The organism is Kitasatospora sp. NPDC057738 (assembly GCF_042798815.1).
GTDB lineage: Bacteria > Actinomycetota > Actinomycetes > Streptomycetales > Streptomycetaceae > Kitasatospora > Kitasatospora lactacystinica.
Genome location: NZ_JBHVJT010000016.1, coordinates 95,262 through 119,782, shown reverse-complemented (window position 1 = coordinate 119,782; position 24,521 = coordinate 95,262). Strand labels below are relative to the sequence as shown.

The window sequence follows — 24,521 nt, the reverse complement described above, 5'->3', positions numbered from 1 at the left end:
TCGATGAACACCCGCGGTGACAAGGCGGTCGAAGCACTTCGGGCCTCCCTCAAGGAGGTCGAGCGCCTGCGCAGGCAGAACCGGGAGATCCAGGCGGCCGCCCGCGAGCCGATCGCGATCGTCGCGCTGGGCTGCCGGCTGCCGGGCGGCGTCACCGGCCCGGAGGACCTGTGGCGGCTGGTCGCGGACGGCACCGACGCGATCGGCGGGTTCCCGACCGACCGCGGCTGGGAGGAGTCCTTCCCCGGCAGTCGTGATTACGCCCGCCGGGGCGGCTTCCTCGGCGACGCGACCGGGTTCGACGCCGAGCTGTTCGGCATCAACCCGCGCGAGGCGCTGGCGATGGACCCGCAGCAGCGGCTGCTGCTGGAGGTCGCCTGGGAGACCTTCGAACGGGCGGGCATCGATCCCCAGTCGGTGGCCGGCACGGCGACCGGCGTCTTCGTCGGCGCCTCCCCGTCCGGCTACGACGGAGCCGGCCGGCTCCCGGAGAACACCGCGGGATACCACCTGACCGGCACCGCGAGCGGGGTGCTCTCCGGCCGGCTCTCGTACGTCTTCGGGCTGGAGGGCCCGGCGGTCACTGTGGACACCGCGTGCTCCTCCGCGCTGGTGGCGCTGCACCTGGCGGTCCAGTCGCTGCGCCAGGGAGAGTGCGGCCTGGCGCTGGTCGGCGGCGTCGCGGTGATCAGCACCCCGGCCGCCTTCGCCGAGTTCGGCAAGCAGGGCGGCCTGGCCGCCGACGGCCGCTGCAAGTCCTTCGCGGCGGCGGCGGACGGCACCGGCTGGTCCGAGGGCGTCGGCGTCCTGCTGCTGGAGCGGCTCTCCGACGCCCGCCGCAACGGGCACGAGGTGCTGGCGGTGGTCCGGGGCAGCGCGGTCAACCAGGACGGTGCGTCCAACGGTCTGACGGCGCCGAACGGTCCCTCGCAGGAGCGGGTGATCCGGCAGGCGCTGGCCAACGCCCGGCTGGAGGCGGCCGACGTGGACGCCGTGGAGGCGCACGGCACCGGCACCCGCCTCGGCGACCCGATCGAGGCCGAGGCGCTGCAGGCCGTCTACGGCCGGGGCCGCGCGGCCGACCGGCCGCTGCTGCTCGGCTCGCTGAAGTCCAACGTCGGCCACACCCAGGCCGCGGCCGGCGCGGTCGGCGTGATCAAGAGCGTGCTGGCGCTGCGCAACGGCGTGCTCCCGGCCACCCTGCACGTGGACGCGCCCACCCCGCACGTCGAGTGGACGGGCGGCGGCGTCGAGCTGCTGACCGAGGCCCGGCCCTGGCCGCAGGCGGAGCGGACCCGGCGGATCGGCGTCTCCGCATTCGGCGTCAGCGGTACCAACGCCCATGTGCTCATCGAGGAGAGCCCGGCCGTGGCCGAGGCCGAGCCGCGGACGGAGCCGGAGGCGCCCGGGCAGGGCGTCCGCCCGGTGGCGTGGCCGGTGTCGGCGCAGAGCGCGCAGGCGCTGCGGGGCCAGGCGGCGCGGCTGGCCGAGCGGTTCGGGCCGGACGTGGACGCGGGCGACGCGGCGTGGTCCCTGGCGACGACCCGGGCCGCGCTGGCCCACCGCGCGGTGGTGCTGGGCACCGGTGGCCGTGAGGGGCTGCTGGACGGCCTCGGCGCGCTGGCGGACGGGCGTCCGACGGGCGGCGTGGTCGCGGGTGTCGCGGTGGAGGGGCGGACGGCGTTCCTGTTCACCGGGCAGGGTGCGCAGCGGGTCGGCATGGGCCGGGACCTCTACGAGGCTTTCCCCGCCTTCGCGACGGCCTTCGACGCGGTCTGTGCGGAGCTGGACGCGAGGCTCGGTCGGTCGGTGCGGGAGGTCGTCCTCGACGGCGTCGAGGATCTGGACCGGACGGTGTGGGCGCAGGCCGGGCTGTTCGCCGTCGAGGTGGCGTCCTTCCGGTTGCTCGAATCCTGGGGAGTGGTCCCGGATTTCCTGCTCGGCCACTCGATCGGTGAGGTGGCGGCCGCCCATGTGGCGGGCGTGTTCTCGCTGGCGGACGCGTGCGCCCTGGTGGCGGCGCGCGGTCGGCTGATGGACGCGTTGCCGAGCGGCGGGGCGATGCTGGCGGTGCAGGCCACCGAGGCGGAGGTGCGTTCGGAGATCGGTGACCGGCTGGACGTGGCGGCCGTCAACGGCCCGACCTCGCTGGTGGTTTCGGGTCCGGCGGAGGTGGTCGAGGAGTTCGCCGCGCGTTGGTCGGCCGAGGGTCGCAAGATCCGCCGGCTGACGGTCTCGCACGCCTTCCACTCGGCCCTGATGGAGCCGATGCTCACCGAATTCGCCTCCGTCCTCGCGGAGTTGACCTTCGCCGAGCCGAGCATTCCCGTCGTCTCCAACCTGACCGGCGGGATCGCCGAGCCCGGCCTGCTCACCACCCCCGACTACTGGGTCCGGCAGGTCCGGGAGGCCGTCCGCTTCGCCGACGGCGTCGACGCCCTGCACCGTGAGGGCGTGACCCGGTTCGTGGAGCTGGGCCCGGACGCCGTGCTGTCGGGTCTGGTCGGGCAGCAGGCGGCCGAGGGCGTGGTCGCCCCGCTGATGCGCCGTGACCGCGCGGAGTCCGAGACCGCGCTGACCGCGCTCGCCACCCTGTGGACGACCGGCGCCGAACTCGACTGGCGGTCCGTGCTGTCGGCCGGGCGCCGCCTCGACCTGCCGACGTACGCCTTCCAGCGCGAGCGCTACTGGCCCGACGTCCCGCTCGACGCGCCCGGTTCGGCCGAGGACGCCCGCTTCTGGGCGGCCGTGGAGCGCGCCGACGTCCCGGAACTGGCCGCCACCCTGCGGCTGTCGGACACCCCGGAGGTGCTGGACGGCGTCGTCCCGGCGCTCTCCGCGTGGCGGCGCTCGCGCCGCCAGGAGGCGGTGGTCGACTCCTGGCGCTACCGGGTGGAGTGGCAGCCGCTGCCGCTGCCGGACGCCGCCGGGCCGAACGGCACCTGGCTGCTCGCCACCGCGGACGAGTCCGCGGCCGCCGAGGACGTGGCCGCCGCGCTGCTGGCCGCCGGTGCGCGGGTCACCCGGCTGCCGTTGACCGGGGACCGGCCCGCCCTCGCCGGGCGGCTGGCCGCCGAGGACTTCGCCGGCGTGGTGTTCGTGGCCGGTTCGGCCGCCGCGGGCCTTCCGGTGCCCGCCGACCTCGGCGCCCTGCTGCTGCTGGTCCAGGCACTCGGGGACGCGGGCTCGCAGGCTCCGCTCTGGTGCCTGACCCGGGGCGCGGTGTCGACCGGGGACGAGGACCGGTCGCCGTCCCCCGAGCAGTCCCTGCTGTGGGGCCTCGGCCGGGTCGCGGCGCTCGAACACCCCGGCCGCTGGGGCGGGTTGGTCGACCTGCCGGAGACCGTCACCGCCGAGGAGGGCCGCCGGCTGGCGGCGCTGCTCGCGGGTGCGGGCGGGGAGGACCAGCTGGCCCTGCGCGGGGCGCGGGTGCTCGGCCGCCGGGTGGTCCGGGCACCGCTGCCCGGGGCCCCCGCAGCGGAGTGGAGCACCGACGGCACCGTCCTGATCACCGGCGGCACGGGCGCCCTCGGCGGGGACGTGGCGCGCTGGCTGGCCGGGCGGGGCGTGCCGCACCTGCTGCTGACCAGCCGCCGCGGCCCGGCCGCGCCGGGAGCGGACGAGCTGGTGGCCGAACTGACCGCGCTGGGCACCCGGGTGACCGTCGCCGCCTGCGACGTGACCGACCGGGAGGCGCTGTCCGGGCTGCTGGCCGGGATCCCGGCCGAGCACCCGCTGAGCGGCGTGGTGCACACCGCCGGGGTCGGCGCGCCGGGCCCGTTGATGGAGACCGACGCCGAGGCCGTCGCCGAGGTGATCGGCGGCAAGGCCGCCGGGGCCGCGCTCCTGGACGAACTGGCCGGGGACGTCGACCTGTTCGTGGTCTTCTCCTCCATCGCCGCCACCTGGGGCAGCGGCGGCCAGGGCGCCTACGCGGCCGGGAACGCCTTCCTGGACGCGCTGGTGGAGGCCCGGCGGGCCCGCGGCCTGGCCGGGACCTCGGTCGCCTGGGGCCCGTGGGCCGAGGCCGGCATGGCCGCGGACGCCGGCTTCGAGGACTACCTGCGCCGCCGCGGCCTGTCCGCGCTGGACCGTACGGCGGCGATCCGGGCGCTGGCCGGGGTCGTCGACCGGGACGAGGGCTGCGTGGCCGTCGCGGACGTCGACTGGGAGCGGTTCGGGCCCGCCTTCGTCTCCGGCCGGCCCAGCCCGCTGCTGAGCGGCCTGGCCGACCGGGACGACGCGGCCGGGGACACCGGATCGTCCGCCCCCGCCTCGGAGTTGCGGGACTCGCTCGCCGCCGCGCCCGAGGGGGAGCGGTCCCGGCTGCTGCTGGAGGTGGTCCGGGACCGCACCGCGCTGGTGCTGGGACGCCCGTCGACCGAGGCGGTGGCGCCGCGACGCGCCTTCCGCGACCTGGGCTTCGACTCGCTGACCGCCGTGGAGCTGCGCAACCGGCTCGGCGCGGAGACCGGCCTGAAGCTGGCGGCGACGCTGGTCTTCGACCACCCGACGCCGGCCGCGCTGACCGAGTACCTGCTCGGCGAGCTGTTCGGCACCCCCGACGAGGCCCGGCCGGCGCGCCCGGTGGCGGCCGCGGCGGACGACGAGCCGATCGCGATCGTCGGCATGAGCTGCCGTTACCCGGGCGGGGTCCGCTCGGCCGAGCAGCTGTGGGCGATGGTCACCGAGGGCCGGGACGGTGTCACCGGATTCCCCACCGACCGCGGCTGGCCCGAGGGCGGCGGCTACGTCCGGCGCGGCGGCTTCGTCGAGGACGCCACCGACTTCGACGCCGGCATGTTCGGCATCTCGCCGCGCGAGGCCCTCGCGATGGACCCGCAGCAGCGCCTGGTGCTGGAGACGGCCTGGGAGGCGTTCGAGAACGCCGGCATCGACCCGTACTCGCTCGGCCACTCGTCCACCGGCGTGGTGATCGGCGCCTCCGCCTCCGGCTACGGCCTCGGCATGGAGATGCCCGCCAACGTCGAGGGCCACCTGCTCACCGGCACCGTCAGCAGCGTGCTGTCCGGCCGGATCGCGTACACCTTCGGCCTGGAGGGCCCCGCGGTCACCGTGGACACGGCCTGCTCCTCCTCGCTGGTCGCCCTGCACCTGGCCGCCCAGTCGCTGCGCCGCGGCGAGTGCGAGCTGGCGCTCGCCGGCGGTGTCGCCGTGATGGTCTCCCCGGGGGTGTTCGCCGAGTTCGACAAGCAGAACGGCCTGGCGGCCGACGGCCGGTGCAAGGCCTTCGCGGCCGCCGCCGACGGCACCTCCTGGGCCGAGGGCGTCGGCATCCTGGTGCTGGAGCGGCTGTCCGAGGCGCGCCGCAACGGCCACCAGGTGCTCGCGGTGATCCGTGGCAGCGCCATCAACCAGGACGGCGCCTCCAACGGCCTCGCCGCGCCCAACGGCCCCGCCCAGCAGCGGGTGATCCGGCAGGCCCTGGCCAACGCCGGACTGACCGCAGCCGAGGTGGACGCCGTCGAGGCGCACGGCACCGGCACCCGGCTCGGCGACCCGATCGAGGCGCAGGCACTGCTCGCGACCTACGGCCAGGAGCGCGCCGGTGAGCCGCTCTGGCTCGGCTCGGTGAAGACCAACATCGGCCACGCCCAGGCCGCCGCCGGTGTGGCGGGTGTGATCAAGATGGTGCAGGCGCTGCGCAACGGCCTGCTGCCCGCGACCCTGCACGTGGACGCGCCGTCCCCGCACGTGGACTGGTCGGCCGGGGCGGTGGAGCTGCTCACCGAGGCCCGGCCGTGGCCGGAGCTCGACCGGCCGCGCCGGGCGGCGGTGTCCTCCTTCGGGATCAGCGGCACCAACGCCCACGTCATCCTGGAGTCCGTGCCGGTCGTCGGGACCGTGGAGCCCGAGGCCGCCGATGGCCCCCAGCCCTGGCTGCTGTCGGGCCGCACCCTGGCCGCGCTCACCGAACAGGCCGAGCGGCTACGGGAGTTCGCGGCCGGGCGCCCCGAGCTCGCGGGGCCGGAGGTGGCCCGCTCGCTGCTGTCCCGGGCCGCCCTGGAGCACCGCGCCGTGGTGCTGGGCGCCGACCGGGCCGCCCTGCTGGACGGCCTGGGCACCCTCGACGGCGAGGGCGTCGTGAAGGGCCGGGCGGTTCCCGGCGACGTGGTGTTCGTCTTCCCGGGCCAGGGTTCGCAGTGGCTCGGCATGGGGCGTGAACTGGCCGCCGCCGCACCGGTGTTCGCGGCCCGGCTGGCCGAGTGCGAGGCGGCGCTGGCGCCGTACACCGACTGGTCGCTCACCGAGGCCCTGGACGACGAGGAGCTGCTGTCCCGGGTGGACGTGGTCCAGCCGGTGCTGTGGGCCGTGATGGTGTCGCTGGCGGAGGTGTGGCGGGCGCACGGTGTGGAGCCGTCGGCCGTGATCGGTCACTCGCAGGGCGAGATCGCCGCCGCAGTGGTGGCCGGTGCGCTGTCCGTCGAGGACGGTGCCAAGGTGGTCGCGCTGCGCAGCCGGGCGCTGATCGAACTGGCCGGTGACGGCGGCATGGTGTCGCTGGCGGTCGGCCAGGAGACCGCCGAGGGGCTGATCGCCGGCTTCGACGGCCGGATCTCGGTGGCCGCGTTCAACGGGCCGTCCTCGACGGTGGTCTCGGGCGAGCCGGGCGCGCTGGACGCGCTGATGGCGCTCTGCGAGGAGCGGGAGGTGCGGGCCCGCCGGATCCCGGTGGACTACGCCTCGCACTCCGCCCAGGTGGAGCGGGTCCGCGAACGGGTCCTGACGGAGCTGGCCGAGATCAGCCCGACCACCTCCACGGTGCCGCTCTACTCGACGCTGACCGGTGAGCCGATCGACACCGCGGGGATGGACGCCGGGTACTGGTACGACAACCTGCGCTCCACCGTCCTGTTCGAGCAGGCCACCCGCGCCCTGCTGGCCGACGGCCGCTCGGTGTTCGTCGAGTGCAGCCCCCACCCGGTGCTGACCGTCGGCGTGCAGGAGAGCGCCGACGCCGCCGGCGCCGACGCGGCCGCGCTGGGCACGCTGCGGCGCGACCGGGGCGGCCCCGAGCAGCTGCTGACGGCCCTGGCCGAGGCCTGGACCGCCGGGGCGTCCGTCGACTTCACCCCGGTCGTGCCCGCGGGCCGCCGGGTCGAGCTGCCCAGCTACGCCTTCCAGCGGGAGCGGTACTGGCCGCGGGCCGTGGTCGCCGCCGGCGACCTGAGCACGGTCGGCCAGGTCGTCACCGAGCACGCCCTGCTGGGCGCCGCCGTCCCGCTGCCCGGCGGAGCCCTGGTCCTGACCGGACGGCTGAGCGCGGCCGGCCAGGACTGGCTGGCCGACCACGCGGTGCACGGCGACGTGCTGGTGCCGGGCACCGCCTTCGTGGAGATGGCGCTGGCCGCCGGTGAGCGGGCCGACTGCGCCCTGCTGTCCGAACTGGTGCTCCAGGCGCCGCTGGTGCTGCCCGCCCAGGGCGGCGTCGCGGTCCAGGTGAGCGTGGGCACCGCCGACGACACCGGCTGCCGGACCTTCGAGGTCTTCTCCCGCCCGGACGCCGCCGGCACCGAGCTGGTCCGCCACGCCACCGGCGTCCTCGCCCCGGCCGCCACCGCCCCGCAGGACGGCCCCGACCTCGCGGTCTGGCCGCCCGTCGGGGCCCGGCCGGTCGAGGTCGAGGGCTTCTACCAGGCGCTCACCGAGGCCGGCTACGGCTACGGCCCCGCCTTCCAGGGCCTGCGCGCCGCCTGGCGCGACGGCAGCACCGTCTACGCCGAGGTCGCCCTGCCCCAGGACGTCCGGGCCGAGGGCTTCGGCATGCACCCCGCACTGCTGGACGCCGCCCTGCACGCCATCGGCCTCGCCGCCGACCCCGCCGCCGGCACCCGGCTGCCGTTCTCCTTCGACGGCGTCCACCTCCGGGCCACCGGGGCCACCGTGCTCCGGGTCGCGCTGACCGTCCGCGCGGACGGCGCCGCCCTGCACGCCGCCGACCCCACCGGCGCGCCGGTGATCGACATCGCCTCGCTGACCCTGCGCGAGGTCGCCGCCGCGACGCTGCGGCGGGCCGGCGAACGCGCCGTCCACGACGCCCTGTTCACCGTCGACTGGACCCCGCTGGCGCAGCCGGCCCCGGCCCGGCCCGACACCTCGCACTGGCGGGGGATCGACGCCGTCGAGGACGGCGCGACGCCCCCGGTGGTCGTGCTGACCCTGCCGCCCGCCGCATCCGACGACGGAACGGCCCTGGCCGTCCGCCGGACCACCACCGAAGTCCTGCGCACCGTCCAGGAGTTCCTCGCCGCCGACCGCTTCGCCGACACCCGGCTGGTGGTCGTCACCCGCGGCGCCGTCCCGGCCGCCCCCGGGCAGCCGGTGACCGACCTGGCCGGCGCGGCCGTGTGGGGCCTGCTGCGCTCCGCCCAGTCGGAGCACCCCGGCCGCGTGCTGCTGCTGGACCGCGACCCGGCCGGCCAGGACGCCGACTGGCAGGCCTGGGCCACCGTCCAGGACGAACCGCAGCTCGCCCTGCGCGAGGGCGGGGCCCGCGCCCCCCGGCTCGTCCGGCAGAGCGCCGCCCACGGCCTCACCGCCCCCGACGGGCCCGGCGCCTGGCGCCTGGACGTCACCGAGGAGGGCACCCTGGAAGCCCTCGCCCTGGTGCCCGCCGCCGAGGCCGACGCCCCGCTGGGCGCCGACCAGGTGCGGATCGCCGTCCGTGCGGCCGGTGTGAACTTCCGCGACGTGCTGCTCGCGCTCGGCATGTACCCCGACCGGGCCGTGATGGGCGCCGAGGCCGCCGGTGTGGTGACCGAGGTCGGCGCCGCCGTCACCGATCTGGCCGTCGGCGACCGGGTGTTCGGCCACTTCGACGGCGGCGGCCTCGCCGACCGGGCGGTCACCGACCGGCGGCTGCTGGCCCGGATCCCGGCCGGCTGGACCTTCACCGAGGCCGCCTCGGTGCCCGTCGCCTTCCTGACCGCGTACTACGGGTTGGTCGACGTGGCCGCCGCCCGGCCGGGGGAGTCGGTGCTGGTGCACGCGGCGGCCGGTGGCGTCGGCATGGCCGCCGTCCAACTGGCCCGCCACCTGGGGCTGGAGGTGTACGGCACCGCCAACCCCGGCAAGTGGGACGCGCTGCGCGCCGCCGGTCTGGACGACGCCCACATCGCCTCCTCCCGCGACCTCGCCTTCGAGGAGTCCTTCCGTACCGCCACCGGCGGACGCGGCGTGGACGTGGTACTCAACTCGCTGGCCGGCGAGTTCGTCGACGCCTCGCTGCGGCTGCTCACCGAGGGCGGGCGCTTCGCCGACATGGGCAAGGCCGACCCGCGCGACGCCGAGCAGGTCGCCACCGACCACGGCGTGCGCTACCGGGCGTTCAACCCCGCGGAGGCCGGCCCGGAGCGGGTCCGGGAGATCACGGCGGAGATCATCGGCCTGTTCGAGTCCGGTGCGCTGCGGCTGCTGCCGATCACCGCGTGGGACGTCCGCGAGGCGCCCGCCGTGTTCCGGCACATCAGCCAGGCCAAGCACGTCGGCAAGAACGTGGTCACCGTCCCGGTGCCGCTCGACCCCGAGGGCACCGTCCTGATCACCGGCGGCACCGGCACCCTGGGCGGGCTGCTGGCCCGCCACCTGGTCGCCGAGCACGGCGTGCGGCACCTGCTGCTGCTCAGCCGGCGCGGCGCCGACGGCCCGGGAGCTGCCGAACTCGCCGACGAGCTGCGGGACCTGGGCGCCGAGGCGACCCTCGCGGCCTGCGACGCCGCCGACCGCGAGGCGCTGGCCGCGGTGCTCGCCGCGATCCCCGCCGAGCACCCGCTCACCGGCGTCATCCACGCGGCCGGCACCCTGGACGACGGCGTGTTCGACGCGATGACCCCCGAGCGGGTCGAGGCCGTCCTGCGGCCCAAGGTCGACGCCGCCGTCAACCTGCACGAGCTGACCGCCGACCGCGACCTCGCGATGTTCGTGCTGTACTCCTCCGCCTCCGCCACCTTCGGCACCGGCGGCCAGGCCAACTACGCGGCGGCCAACGCCTTCCTGGACGCCCTCGCCTCCCACCGGCGCGCCCTCGGGCTGCCCGCCCAGTCACTGGCCTGGGGCCTGTGGCAGGAGGCCAGCGAGATGACCCGGCACCTGAACCCGGGCGCCGACGCGCGGACCGACAAGCTCGGCACCGCCCTGGACAGCGGACAGGGCCTCGCCCTCTTCGACGCGGCCACCGCCCTGCCCGCCCCGCACCTGGTGCCGGTCGCCCTGGACCGCACCGGCGGCGGCGAGGTCCCGGCACTGCTGCGCGGCCTGATCCGGCCCGCGGTGCGCCGCGCCGCCGAGCGCGAGGCCGGCGACACCGGAACCCTGGCCGGACAACTGCGCAACGCCTCCGCGAGCCGGCGCCGGCAGATCCTGCTCGACCTGGTCCGCGGCAACGCCGGCACCGTGCTCGGCTACGCGGACGCCGAGGCGATCGGCGCCCGGCAGGCCTTCCGCGACCTCGGCTTCGACTCGCTGACCGCGGTCGAACTGCGCAACCGGCTCAACGCCGCGACCGGCCTGCGGCTGCCCGCCACCACGGTGTTCGACCACCCGAACCCGACCGCGCTCGCCGACCACCTGGCCACCAGGCTGCTGGGCGAGAGCGCACCGGCCCCCGCCGTCGCCGCGCCGGCGCCGACGGCCGACCCCGGCGAGCCGATCGCGATCGTCGGCATGGCCTGCCGGCTGCCCGGCGGCGTCGCCTCCCCGGCCGACCTGTGGCGGCTGGTGGCCGCCGGCGAGGACGGCACCGCCGCCTTCCCGGCCGACCGCGGCTGGCCCCTCGACGTGGTGCACGGACAGGCCGCCCGGGGCGGATTCGTGGACGGCGCCACCGAGTTCGACGCCGGCCTGTTCGGGATCTCGCCGCGCGAGGCGCTGGCGATGGACCCCCAGCAGCGCCTGCTGCTGGAGACCGCCTGGGAGGCCTTCGAGGACGCCGGCATCGTGGCCGCCGACCTCGGCAACCGCTCCACCGGCGTCTTCGTCGGCGCGGCGGCGTCCCACTACGGCCTCGGCATGCAGATCCCGGACAGCGCGCTCGGCCACCTGATGACCGGCAGCGCGACCAGCATCGCCTCCGGCCGACTGGCCTACGTGTTCGGGCTGGAGGGCCCGGCCATGACGGTCGACACCGCCTGCTCCTCCTCGCTGGTGGCGCTGCACCTCGCGGTGCGGGCGCTGCGCGGCGGCGAGTGCGACCTGGCGCTGGCCGGCGGCGTGACCACCCTCGCCACGCCCGGCGTGATCACGGAGTTCGACCGGCAGGGCGGCCTGGCCTCGGACGGTCGCTGCAAGGCCTTCTCGGCCGACGCCGACGGCACCGGGATGTCCGAAGGGGTCGGCCTGCTGCTGGTCGAGCGGCTGTCGGACGCCCGTCGCAACGGGCACCAGGTGCTCGCGGTGGTGCGCGGCAGCGCGGTCAACCAGGACGGTGCGTCCAACGGCCTCACCGCGCCGAACGGGCCCGCGCAGGAGCGGGTGATCCGGCAGGCACTGGCCGACGCCCGCCTGGAGGCGGCCGAGGTGGACGCGGTGGAGGCGCACGGGACGGGGACCCGGCTCGGGGACCCGATCGAGGCGCAGGCGCTGCTGGCCACCTACGGCCAGGGCCGCGGCGACGAGCCGCTCTGGCTGGGCTCGATCAAGTCGAACATCGGGCACACCCAGGCGGCGGCCGGTGTGGCGGGCGTCATCAAGATGGTGCAGGCGATGCGGCACGGGACGCTCCCGGCCACCCTGCACGCCGAGCAGCGGACCTCCGAGGTGGACTGGTCGGAGGGCGCGGTCGAGCTGCTGACCGAGGCCCGCCCGTGGCCGGCGGCGGACCGTCCGCGCCGGGCGGGTGTGTCGTCCTTCGGGATCAGCGGCACCAACGCGCATGTGGTGCTGGAGCAGGCGCCGGCCGAGGAGATGGCGCCGGTCGGAGACGCGACCGGGCCGACGCCGTGGGTGGTGTCGGCGCAGAGCGCCGGGGCCCTGAAGGCCCAGGCGGCCCGCCTGGCAGGGGAGTTGGAGCCCGAGGCGCTGGAGTCCGGGGCCCGTCCGCAGGACGTGGCGTGGTCGCTGGCCACCGGGCGGACCGGGCTGGCCCACCGTGCGGTGGTGCTCGGCGACGACCGGGCGGCGCTGCTGGACGGCCTGGCCGCGCTGGCGGACGGCCGCCCCTCGGGCGGGGTCGTCACCGGGATCGCGACCGAGGGCCGCACGGCGTTCCTGTTCACGGGGCAGGGCGCGCAGCGGGTCGGGATGGGCCGGGAGCTGTACGAGGCCTTCCCGGTGTTCGCGGCGGCCTTCGACGCGGTCTGTGCGGAGCTGGACGGGAAGCTCGGGCGGTCGGTGCGCGAGGTCGTCCTCGACGGCGTCGAGGACCTGGACCGTACGGTGTGGGCGCAGGCCGGGCTGTTCGCGGTCGAGGTGGCCTCGTTCCGGCTGCTGGAGTCCTGGGGCGTGGTCCCGGACGTGCTGCTCGGCCACTCGATCGGTGAGGTGGCGGCCGCCCATGTGGCGGGTGTTCTCTCGCTGGCGGACGCGTGCGCCCTGGCGGCGGCGCGCGGCCGGCTGATGGACGCGCTGCCCGAGGGCGGCGCGATGCTCGCCGTCCAGGCCGCCGAGGCCGAGGTCCGCGACGCGATCGGCGACCGGCTGGATGTCGCGGCCGTCAACGGCCCGACCTCCGTGGTGGTTTCCGGACCGGTCGAAACGATCGAGGAGTACGCCGCGCGCTGGAAGGCCGAGGGCCGCAAGCTTCGCCGTCTGACCGTCTCGCACGCCTTCCACTCGGCCCTGATGGAGCCGATGCTCGCCGAATTCGCCTCCGTCCTCGCGGAGTTGACCTTCGCCGAGCCGCAGGTCCCGATCGTGTCGAACCTGACCGGCGGGATCGCCGAGCCGGGGCTGCTCGCCAGTCCCGAGTACTGGGTGCGGCAGGTCCGGGAGGCCGTCCGCTTCGCCGACGGCGTCGAGGCCCTGCACCGCGAGGGCGTGACCCGTCTCGTCGAGCTGGGCCCGGACGGTGTGCTGACCGCGCTCGCCGCGCAGAGCGCCCCGGACGTGGTCGGCGTGCCGCTGCTGCGCAAGGACCGGGACGGCCGCGAGACCGTCCTGACCGCGCTGGCCGCGCTCTGGACGGCGGGCGCCGCGATCGACTGGTCCGCGCTGCTCCCCGCCTCCCGGCGCGTGCCGCTGCCGACCTACGCCTTCCAACGCGAGCGCTACTGGCCGGAGGCGGCCGAGCCGACGAGCGTCGCGGCCGACCCGGCGGAGGCCCGGTTCTGGGCGGCGGTCGAGAACGAGGACCTGGCGGGCCTCGCCTCCACCCTGGACGCCGACCGGACGCCCGAGGGCCTGGACTCCGTCCTGCCGGTGCTCACCGCCTGGCGGCGATCGCGCCGTCAGGACGCGGTGATCGACTCCTGGCGCTACCGGGCGACCTGGAAGCCGCTCGCCGGGCTCGTCGGGACCGGCCTCTCCGGGACGTGGCTGCTGGCCGCGCCGGAGGGCTCCGGGCCCGGGGCCGCGCTGGCCGCCGCCCTGGGGGAGGCCGGCGCCGAGGTGCTCCCGTTCGGCGTCGACGCCGTCCCGGCCGGGGTGGCCGGAATCGCCGGCGTCGTGGCGCTGCTGCCTTCGGACGCCCCGGTGTCCGGTGCGGTCGCGCTGCTGCGGGCGCTGGGCGGGGCGGGCGTCGACGCCCCGCTCTGGCTGGTCACCAGCGGTGCCGTGTCGATCGGCCGCTCCGACCCGCTGCGGGATCCCGTCCAGGCCCAGCTCTGGGGCCTGGGACGGGTCGCGGCGCTCGAACACCCGCAGCGCTGGGGCGGTCTGATCGACCTCCCGGCCGTCCTCGACCCGCAGTCGGCCGAGCGTGCCGTCGCCGTCCTCGGCGGCGGCACCGGCGAGGACCAGGTGGCCGTGCGCGGCGCCGGGGCCTACGGCTGCCGCCTGGCGCGCGCCGCCTCCGGTGCCGCGCCCGCCGCGCCGTGGACGCCGTCCGGTCCGGTCCTGATCACCGGCGGCACCGGCGCGCTGGGCGCGGAGACGGCCCGCTGGCTGGTCGGCCGGGGGGTGCCGAAGCTGGTGCTGACCAGCCGCCGGGGCGCGGACGCGCCGGGCGCAGCCGCGTTGGCCGCCGAGCTGACCGAGGCGGGCGCCGAGGTCGTGGTGGCCGCCTGCGCGACCACCGACCGGGAGGCGCTGGCCGCGCTGCTCGCCGAGCACAGGCCGACCGGCGTGGTGCACGCCGCCGGGGTGGGCCAGGGCGCCGCACCGCTGGCGGACACCGACGAGGCAGAGATCGCCCGGGTGCTCGACGGCAAGGCCGTCGGCGCCGAACTGCTCGACGAGCTGACCGCCGGTCTGGACCTCGATCTGTTCGTGGCCTTCTCCTCGGTCGCGGCGACCTGGGGCAGTGGTGGTCAGGGCGTCTACGCCGCGGCCAACGCCCACCTGGACGCGCTGGTGCTGCGGCGCCGGGCGCGCGGGCTGCGGGGCACGTCGGTGGCCTGGGGCCCGTGGGCGGGTGAGGGCATGGCCGCCCGGGGCGAGGCCGCCGAGCAGCTGCGCCGCCGTGGTCTGGCGGTGATGGACCCGCGGCTCGCGGTGCTGGCGCTGGCCCGCGCGGTGGACGGGGACGAGGGCTGTGTGACCGTCGCGGACGTGGACTGGCAGCGGTTCGCGCCGGCCTTCACCGCCGTGCGCACCAGCCGGCTGCTGGCGGAGCTGCCGGAGGCCGGCAGCGGGTCGGCGCCGGTGGCGGCGGTCGAGGGGGCCTCGGCCTTCCTGGACGCCTTGGCGGCGGCCGCGGCCGGGCGCCGGGAGCGGATGCTGCTGGACCTGGTCCGGTCGTCCGCGGCGGCGGCGCTGGGTCACACGTCGGTGGAGGCGGTGGACGCCGGTCAGGCGTTCCGCGACCTCGGCTTCGACTCGCTGACGGCGGTGGCCCTGCGGAACCTGCTGGTGAAGGAGACCGGGCTCGCCCTTCCGGCGACGCTGGCCTTCGACTACCCGACGCCGGCGGTGCTGGCGGCCCATCTGGCCGGGGAACTGCTGGAGTCGGTACCGGTGACGGTGGCGGCCGCGGAGGAGACCGGTGCGGCGGTGGCCGTCTCGGACGACCCGGTGGTGATCGTCGGCATGAGCGCCCGCTACCCGGGCGGCGTGCGGTCGGCCGCCGGGCTGTGGGACCTGGTGGCCGCCGGGGCGGACGGCGTCACCGGCTTCCCGGCGGACCGCGCCTGGTCGGTCGAGGGCATCGCGGCCGAGGCGGCGCGCGGCGGCTTCGTGGAAGGTGTGACGGAGTTCGACGCGGCCCTGTTCGGGATCTCGCCGCGCGAGGCGCTGGCGATGGACCCGCAGCAGCGGATCCTGCTGGAGGCCTCCTGGGAGGCCTTCGAGGACGCCGGGATCGACCCGCGCTCGGTGCGGGGCGGGCAGATCGGCGTCTTCGTCGGCGCCTCCAACTCCGGCTACAACGCGGTCGGCGGCCTGGAGGAGGCGAGGAGCCACGTCCTGGCCGGCTCGGCGAACAGTGTGATCTCCGGCCGGGTGTCGTACGTCTTCGGGCTGGAGGGCCCGGCCGTCACCGTGGACACGGCCTGCTCCTCCTCGCTGGTGGCCCTGCACTGGGCGGCGCAGGCGCTGCGCGAGGGCGACTGCGAGACGGCGCTGGTCGGCGGTGTGACGGTGATGGTGTCCCCGGCCGCCTTCGCCGAGTTCGACCGCCAGGGCGGGCTGTCCTCGGACGGCCGCTGCAGGTCCTTCGCCGCGGAGGCGGACGGTACGGGCTGGGGCGAGGGTGTCGGCGTCCTGGTGGTCGAGCGCCTCTCCACCGCCCGCCGCCACGGGCACCGGGTCCTGGCCGTGCTGCGCGGCAGCGCGGTCAACCAGGACGGTGCCTCCAACGGCCTGACCGCACCGAACGGTCCGGCTCAGCAGCGGGTGATCCGGCAGGCCCTGGCGAGTGCCGGGCTGTCGGCCGCCGAGGTCGACGCCGTCGAGGCGCACGGCACGGGCACCGTGCTGGGCGACCCGATCGAGGCGCAGGCGCTGCTGGCCACCTACGGCCGGGACCGCGACGGCGAGCCGCTCTGGCTGGGCTCGATCAAGTCCAACATCGGCCACACCCAGGCGGCAGCCGGTGTGGCGGGTGTGATCAAGATGGTGCAGGCGATGCGCCACGGCCTGCTCCCGGCCACCCTGCACGCGCAGCGGCCCAGCCCGAAGGTCGACTGGTCGGCCGGCGCGGTGGAACTGCTCACCGAGGCGCGTCCCTGGCCCGAGCTGGACCGGCCGCGCCGCTCGGCGGTGTCCTCCTTCGGCATCAGCGGCACCAACGCCCACGTCATCCTGGAGAGTGTGCCGTCGGCCCCGGTGGAGGAGCCGAAGGCGGCACCGGTGCTGCCCGTCTGGGCCGTCTCGGCGAAGACCGCCGAGGGCCTGCGGGACCAGGCGCGGCGCCTGCGGGCGTTCGCCGAGCCCGGCGCGGACGTCCGGGACGTCGCCTGGTCGCTGGCCGGCACCCGGGCGGCGCTCGACCACCGGGCCGTGATCGTCGGCGCGGACCACGCCGAACTCCTGCGCGGACTGGCCGCGTTGGCGGACGACGCACCCGACGCGGCGGTGGTCCGCGGCGCGGTCGCCGACCGTCGGACCGCCTTCCTGTTCACCGGCCAGGGCTCGCAGTACGCCGCGATGGGGCGGGGGCTGTACGAGGCCTTCCCGGTGTTCGCGGAGGCCTTCGACGCGGTCCGCGCGGAGCTGGACCTCCGGCTCGACCGGCCGCTCACCGACGCGGTGTTCGAGGGCATCGGCATCGACCGGACGGTGTGGGCGCAGGCCGGGCTGTTCGCGGTCGAGGTGGCGTCCTTCCGGTTGCTCGAATCCTGGGGCGTGACGCCCGACTTCCTGCTCGGGCACTCGATCGGCGAGATCGCCGCCGCCCACGTCGCCGGGGTGTTCCCGCTGGCGGACGCGTGCGCCCTGGTGGCGGCGCGCGGCCGACTGATGGACGCGCTGCCCGAGGGCGGCGCGATGCTGGCGGTGCAGGCCACCGAGGCCGAGGTCCGCGAGGCGATCGGCGACCGGCTGGACGTCGCGGCCGTCAACGGGCCGACCTCCCTCGTGGTGTCCGGCCCCGTCGAAACGATCGAGGAGTACGCCGCGCGCTGGTCGGCCGAGGGCCGCAAGACCCGTCGGCTGACCGTCTCGCACGCCTTCCACTCGGCCCTGATGGAGCCGATGCTCACCGAATTCGCCGCCGTCCTCGCGGAGTTGACCTTCAACGAACCGCGGATCCCGGTCGTCTCCAACCTGACCGGCGGGATCGCCGGGCCCGGGCTGCTCACCACCCCCGACTACTGGGTGCGCCAGGTCCGGGAGGCCGTCCGCTTCGCCGACGGCGTCGAGACCCTGCAGCGCGAGGGCGTGACCCGCTTCGCGGAGCTCGGCCCCGACGGCGTGCTGAGCGGGCTGGCGCAGCAGAGCGCGGCGGACGGCGTGTTCGCGCCGCTGCTGCGCCGCGGCCGGGAGGACTCCCGGACCGCCCTGCGGGCCTTGGCCCGGCTGTGGGCGGACGGCGCCGAGGCCGACTGGTCCGCGGTGCTGCCCGAGGGCCGACGGGTGGAGCTGCCGACGTACGCCTTCCAGCGGCAGCGGTTCTGGCCGCAGGCCGGTGCCACCGAGCCCGTCGGCGACGTGGTGGAGGCCAGGTTCTGGGACGCGGTGGAGCGCGAGGACTTCGGCGATCTGGCCGACCTCCTGGACACCCCGGACCCCGCCGAGCTGCTCGGCGCGGCCCTGCCGGTGCTCTCCTCGTGGCGGCAGCGGCGCAAGGTCGACTCGGTGGTGGACTCCTGGCGCTACCGGGTGATGTGGCGGCCGCTCGGCACCCAGGACGGCGACCCGGCACTGACCGGCCGGTGGCTGCTGGCCGTCCCGCGGGCGGCCGCCGAGCACCCGCTGACCGAGGGCGTGGCGGCGGCGATCCGCTCGGCGGGCGCCGAGGTGGTCCGCTTTGAGCCCGTCGGCACCGGCCGGGCGGCCCTGGCCGCGCAGCTCGCCGAGGCGGGCCCGGGCACGTTCGCCGGTGTGGTGTCGCTGGCCGCGCTCGCCGGGGAACCGGCCCCGGACTCGGCGGTCTCGCCGGGCCTGGAACTGACCCTGGCCCTGTTCCAGGCGCTCGGCGACGCGGGCGTCACCGCCCCGTTCTGGGCGCTGACCGCGCACGCGGTCTCCGTCGGCCGCTCGGACCGGGCCGCCGACGCCGGACAGGCGCAGGTGTGGGGCCTCGGCCGGGTCGCGGCGCTGGAGTCCCCGGACCGCTGGGGCGGTCTGATCGACCTGCCGTCCACGCCGGACGCCCGGGCCGGCACCCGGCTGGCCGCCGTGCTGGCCGGTGGCAGCGAGGACCAGGTGGCCGTGCGCGGCTCCGGCACGTACGGCCGCCGACTGGTCCGGGCGACGGCCGGCGCGGGCGCGCCGTCCTGGTCGCCGACCGCCGGGGGGACCGTCCTGGTCACCGGCGGGACCGGCGCGCTGGGCGCCGAGGTCGCCCGCTGGCTCGCCGACCACGGCGTGGCCCGGGTGGTGCTGACCGGCCGTCGCGGGGCGGCCGCGCCGGGCACGGCGGACCTGGTCGCGGAGCTCGCGGCGCGCGGCACCGAGGCCGTGGTCGCCGCCTGCGACGTGACCGACCGGACCGCACTGGCCGCGGTGCTCGCCGCGGTGCCGGCGGACCGCCCGCTGATCGGCGTGGTGCACGCCGCCGGCGTGCTGGACGACGGGGCGCTGGACGCGCTCACGCCGGAGCGCCTGAGGACGGTGCTGGCCGCGAAGGCGGCCGGCCTGGTCGTCCTGGACGAGCTGACGCGAAGCCACGAGCCGGAGTTCTTCGTCGCCTTCTCCTCGCTGGCGGGCGCCGTCGGCAGCGCCGGCCAGGGCAACTACGCCGCCGCCAACGCCTTCGTGGACGCCTGGATGGAGGGGCGGCGCGAGCGCGGCCTGCCGGGCGTCTCGGTCGCGTGGGGCCCGTGGGCGAACGAGGGCATGGCGGCCGACCCGGCCCTGGTGCAGCGGCTGCGGCGCGGCGGCCTGCCGCCGATGGACCCGGCGCTCGCCGTCACGGCGCTCGCCCGGGCGATCGGTCACGACGGGGCCGCCCTGGTGGTCGCCGACGTCGACTGGTCGCTGTTCGCGGCCGGTGCGGGCGGGCTGCGGCCCAGCGCCCTGCTGGCCGACCTGCCGGAGGCCGCCTCGGCCACGGCCGGCACCCGCGGCGCCGGACCGGCCGAGGAGTTCCGGGCCGAGCTGGCGGCGGCACCCGGGAGCAGGCGCTCCGGGCTGCTGCTGGACGCCGTGCGGTCCTGGACCGCGGCGGTGCTCGGCCACGGCTCGCCGGACGCGGTCGGCGCCGAGCAGGCGTTCCGCGACCTCGGATTCGACTCGGTGACGGCGGTGGAGTTCCGGAACCTGGCGAGCGCCCGGACGGGGCTGGCGCTGCCGGCCACCCTGGTCTTCGACCGTCCGACCCCGGCCGCGCTGGCGCGCCACCTCGGCGAGCAGCTGTTCGGCGCGGCCGAGCCGGCCGTGGCCGCCGATGTCGCCGAGGTCGCGGACCGCACCCGGGCCGAGGACGAGCCGATCGTGATCGTCGGCATGGCCTGCCGCTTCCCGGGCGGCGCCGGCTCCCCGGACGCGCTCTGGGAGCTGCTGTCCGACGGCGTCGACGCGATGACCGGCATCCCGTCCGACCGCGGCTGGGAGGCCGGCTGGACGGGCGTGGACGCGGCCGCCCGGGGCGGATTCCTGGAGGGCGTGGCCGAGTTCGACGCGGGCCTGTTCGGGATCTCGCCGCGCGAGGCGCTGGCGATGGACCCGCAGCAGCGCCTGCTGCTGGAGGCCTCCTGGGAGGCCTTCGAGTCCGCCGGAGTGGACCCGAGGGCGATGCGCGGCCGGCCGGTCGGCGTCTTCGCGGGCACCAACGGCCAGGACTACCCGCTGGTGCTCGCCGCCTCGGAGGAGGACGTGGACGGCCACGTGGCCACCGGCAACGCCGCCTCCGTGCTCTCCGGCCGGATCTCCTACGCGTTCGGGCTGGAGGGCCCGGCGATGACCGTGGACACCGCCTGCTCCTCCTCGCTGGTCGCCCTGCACCTCGCGGCCCAGGCGCTGCGCCGCGGCGAGTGCGAACTGGCCTTCGCGGGCGGCGTCTCGGTGATGTCGACCCCGGTGGTGTTCGCGGAGTTCGACCGCCAGGGCGGCCTCGCGGCGGACGGCCGCTGCAAGGCCTTCTCGGCGGAGGCGGACGGTACGGGCTGGGGCGAGGGCGTGGGCGTGCTGCTGCTGGAGCGGCTGTCCGACGCGCGGCGCAACGGCCACCGGGTGCTCGCGGTGGTCCGGGGGAGCGCCGTCAACCAGGACGGCGCGTCCAACGGCCTCACCGCCCCCAACGGCCCGTCGCAGGAGCGGGTGATCCGCCAGGCGCTGGCGGACGCCGGGCTGTCGGCCGCCGAGGTGGACGTGGTCGAGGCGCACGGCACCGGCACCCGCCTCGGCGACCCGATCGAGGCCCAGGCGCTGCTGGCCACCTACGGCCGGGAGCGCACCGCGGAGCCCCTGCTGCTGGGCTCGGTGAAGTCCAACCTCGGCCACACCCAGGCCGCCGCCGGCGTCGCCGGGGTGATCAAGATGGTGCTGGCCCTGCGGCACGGCATCGTGCCGCCGACCCTGCACGTCGGCGAGCCGACCCCGCAGGTGGACTGGTCGGCCGGCGCGGTGGAGCTGGTGACGGAGCGCCGGGCGTGGCCCGCCGTGGACCGGCCGGCCCGCGCCGGTGTGTCCTCCTTCGGGATCAGCGGCACCAACGCCCACGTCATCCTGGAGGCCGCCGTCGAACCGGACACGGCGGAGGCCACGGCCGTTGTCGAGCCGGACGCGGTGGAGGCTGTTTCCGCCGTCGAGTCGGGCGCGCTGCCCTGGCTGCTGTCCGGGCGCTCGGCCGCGGCGCTCGCCGCCCAGGCCGGGCGACTGCGCTCCTTCGCGGCGCGGCGGGCCGAGCTGCGGCCGCAGGACGTGGCCCGGTCGCTGCTCTCCCGCGCCGGGCTGGAACACCGCGCCGTGGTGCTCGGCGCCGACCGGGACGCCCCGCTGGCGGCCCTGGCCGCGGGCCGACCGTCCGGCACTCTGGTGTCGGGCGTCGTGGCCGAGGGGCGGATGGCGTTCCTGTTCACCGGTCAGGGCGCGCAGCGGGTCGGGATGGGCCGGGAGCTGTACGAGGCCTTCCCCGCCTTCGCGGACGCCTTCGACGCGGTCTGCGGGGAACTGGACCTGCTGCTGGACCGGCCGGTGAAGGACGTGGTGTTCGACGGGGCGGAGGATCTGGACCGGACGGTGTGGGCGCAGGCCGGGCTGTTCGCGGTCGAGGTGGCGTCCTTCCGCCTGCTCGAATCCTGGGGCGTGACGCCCGACTTCCTGCTCGGGCACTCGATCGGCGAGATCGCCGCCGCCCATGTGGCGGGCGTGTTCTCGCTGGCGGACGCCTGTGCGCTGGTGGCGGCGCGGGGCCGGCTGATGCAGGCGCTGCCCGAGGGCGGGGCGATGCTGGCGGTCGAGGCCGCCGAGGCCGAGGTCCGCGAGGCGATCGGCGAGCGGCTGGATGTCGCGGCCGTCAACGGGCCCACCTCGGTGGTGGTCTCCGGTTCGGTCGAGGCGGTGGAGGAGTTCGCCGCCCGGTGGAAGGCCGAGGGCCGCCGGATCCGCCGGCTGACCGTCTCGCACGCCTTCCACTCGGCCCTGATGGAGCCGATGCTCGCCGAATTCGCTTCGGTGCTGGCCGGGTTGACCTTCGCCGAGCCGAGCATCCCGGTCGTCTCCAACCTGACCGGGACGCTTGCCGAACCCGGGCTGCTCTCCACACCGGACTACTGGGCGCGCCAGGTCCGCGAGGCCGTCCGCTTCGCCGAGGGCGTCACCCGGCTGGCGGAGCAGGGCGTCACCCGGTACCTGGAGCTCGGCCCCGACGGCGTGCTCTGCGGGCTGGCCCAGCAGTCGGTCGCGGCGGGCACCTTCGCTCCGCTGCTGCGCAAGGGCCGCGAGGAGCGGGACACCGCCCTGGAGGCGCTCGCCCGGCTCTGGACGGCGGGCGCCGAGGTCGACTGGTCGGCCGTGCTGCCGGAGGGCCGCCGGGTGGACCTGCCGACGTACGCCTTCCAGCGGGACCGGTACTGGCCGCGGTTGCCGCTCGCGGCGTCCGGCCGGGCCGACGGTGCCGCCGCGGTCCTGGACGACTGCCTCTACCGGATCGACTGGAAGCCGGTCGAGGTCCCGCCGGCGCGGCTCGACGGCGGCTGGCTGCTGGTCACCGACACCGAGGACGACGGCGCGTTCGCGGACACCCTGCTCACGCGACTGCCCGCCGACACCGCCCCGGTCCGACTCGCCGTCGGCGACCTCGACCGGGAGCAACTGGCGGAGCGGCTGCGCGAGCTGGCCGAGAAGGCCCGCGGGATCGCCTACCTGCCCACCGGGCTGGACCGCGGCCTCGTGCTGCTGCACGCCCTCGGCGACGCGGAGCTGGAGGCGCCGCTGTGGATGGTCACCCGGGGCGCGGTGGCCGTGGACACGGCGGACCGGGTCACCCGCCCCGAGCAGGCGCAGCTGTGGGGCTTCGGCCAGGCCGCGGCGCTGGAGCACCCGCGGAGCTGGGGCGGGCTGGTCGACCTGCCCGCCGAGCCGGACGCCGGCACCCTCGCGGCGCTCGCGGCGGTCCTCGACGGGGCGACCGGGGAGGACCAGCTCGCCCTGCGCGGTGAGCGGGTGCTCGCCCGCCGCCTGGTCCGCACCGACGCGGGTGCGGCCCCGGCGGAGCCCTGGCGGCCGTCGCGGCCCGGCACGGTGCTGGTCACCGGCGGTACCGGCGCGCTGGGCGCGGTCGTCGCCCGCTGGCTGGTCGGCCGGGGCGTCACCGACCTGCTCCTCACCGGCCGCCGCGGCTCCCGGACCCCGGGCGCCGCGGAGCTGACCGCCGAACTGACGGCGGCCGGCGCCCGGGTGACGGTGGCCGCGTGCGACGCCGCCGACCGGGAGGCGCTGGCGGCGACGCTGGCCGCGGTCCCGGCCGACCGCCCGCTGATCGGTGTCGTGCACGCGGCCGGTGTCGCCCAGTCGGCGATGCTGGCGCAGACCGGCGTCGAGGACATCGCGAGGATCACCGGAGGCAAGGTCGACGGCGCCGCCCACCTGGACGAGCTCACCGCGGAGGCGGACCTGGAGCTGTTCCTGGTCTTCTCCTCCATCGCCGCCACCTGGGGCAGCGGCGGGCAGGCCCTCTACGCGGCGGGCAACGCCTACCTGGACGCCCTGGCCCGGAACCGGCGGGACCGCGGTCTCGTCGGGACGTCGGTCGCGTGGGGCCCGTGGGCGGGCGCCGGGATGGCGGCCGACGGCGCGGAGGAGTACCTGCGCCGCCGCGGACTGACGCCGCTCGACCCGCAGTTCGCGCTCACCGCCCTGGCGGCGGCCGTGGACGGCGGCGTGGACGCGCTGACCGTCGCCGACGTGGACTGGACCCGGTTCGCGCCCGCCTTCACCTCGGGCCGGCCGAGCCCGCTGCTGGGCGACCTGCCCGAGGCGGCCGACGGCCGGTCCCCGGCCGGGGACGCGGCTTCGGCCGGGGCTCCGGCGGCGGACGGCGGGGCGGACGGCGGGGCGCTGCGCGCCCGGCTGGCCGGGCTGGACGCCAAGGAGCGGACGGCCGTCCTGCTGGAGCTGGTCCGGGACGTGCTGGTCGAGGTGCTCCGCTACTCCGCGGCCGAACAGATCGACGAGACCAGGCCGTTCCGCGACCTCGGCTTCGACTCGCTCACGGCCGTCGAGTTCCGCAACCGGCTGGCGCGGGAGTGCGGTGTCGCGCTCCCGGCGACGATCGTCTTCGACCACCCGACCCCGGTCGCGCTGGCAGGCCACCTGCACGGCGCGCTCCCGGGCGGCGCCGAGTCGGTCGCGGACGTCGAGCCGCTGCTCGGGATGCTCGACGGGCTGGAGGCGGCGATGACCGTCAACCCGCTGGACGAGCTCTCCCGTTCCAGGGTCACCGTGCGCCTCCAGGCCTTCCTGGCCCGATGGTCCGCCGGTGCCCAGGCGGAGGAGGACACCATCGCGGACCTCCTCGACGCCGCGGACGACGAGGAACTGCTCAACCTGGTCCGGGAGGAGCTGGGCAACAGCGACCTGGACTGAGCGGCCCAGCCCCGGAGGGCCCGCGGACGTGCCGGAACGCGGTGCCACCGAGTCGATCGGTGGCACCGCGCCGCGCCGGACCCGTCGAACGGCGCACGAGGAGAGCGGCTCGACCACGAAGAGGGCGGCCGGAACACGAGGAGGGGGGGCGGAGCACACCGCTCCCGCCGCCCTTCCCCGTCCTTCCGGGACGCTCGACCCCCCGGGGGTCGTTCCCCCGTCCGGCCCCCTCCCACCCCCCCCCCCACGCCCTCCAGGACTCCCTCTGTCCTTTCCCCTCC

At 76.8% G+C, this 24,521-nt stretch carries 1 protein-coding gene; it reads left to right on the top strand.

Annotated features, from left to right (window positions below; translation table 11 throughout):
* The first annotated feature begins 3 nt into the window (after nt 1-3).
* A complete protein-coding gene (locus ACFVGO_RS11620) occupies nt 4-24,240 on the top strand; it encodes a type I polyketide synthase (RefSeq protein WP_380631440.1) in 24,237 nt (8,078 codons plus the stop codon).
* Nucleotides 24,241-24,521 lie beyond the last annotated feature (281 nt).

Excerpts from the sequence above, each read along its gene's own strand:
- ACFVGO_RS11620 (WP_380631440.1), top strand. The coding sequence starts at position 4 with ATGAACACCCGCGGTGACAAGGCGGTCGAAGCACTTCGGGCCTCCCTC.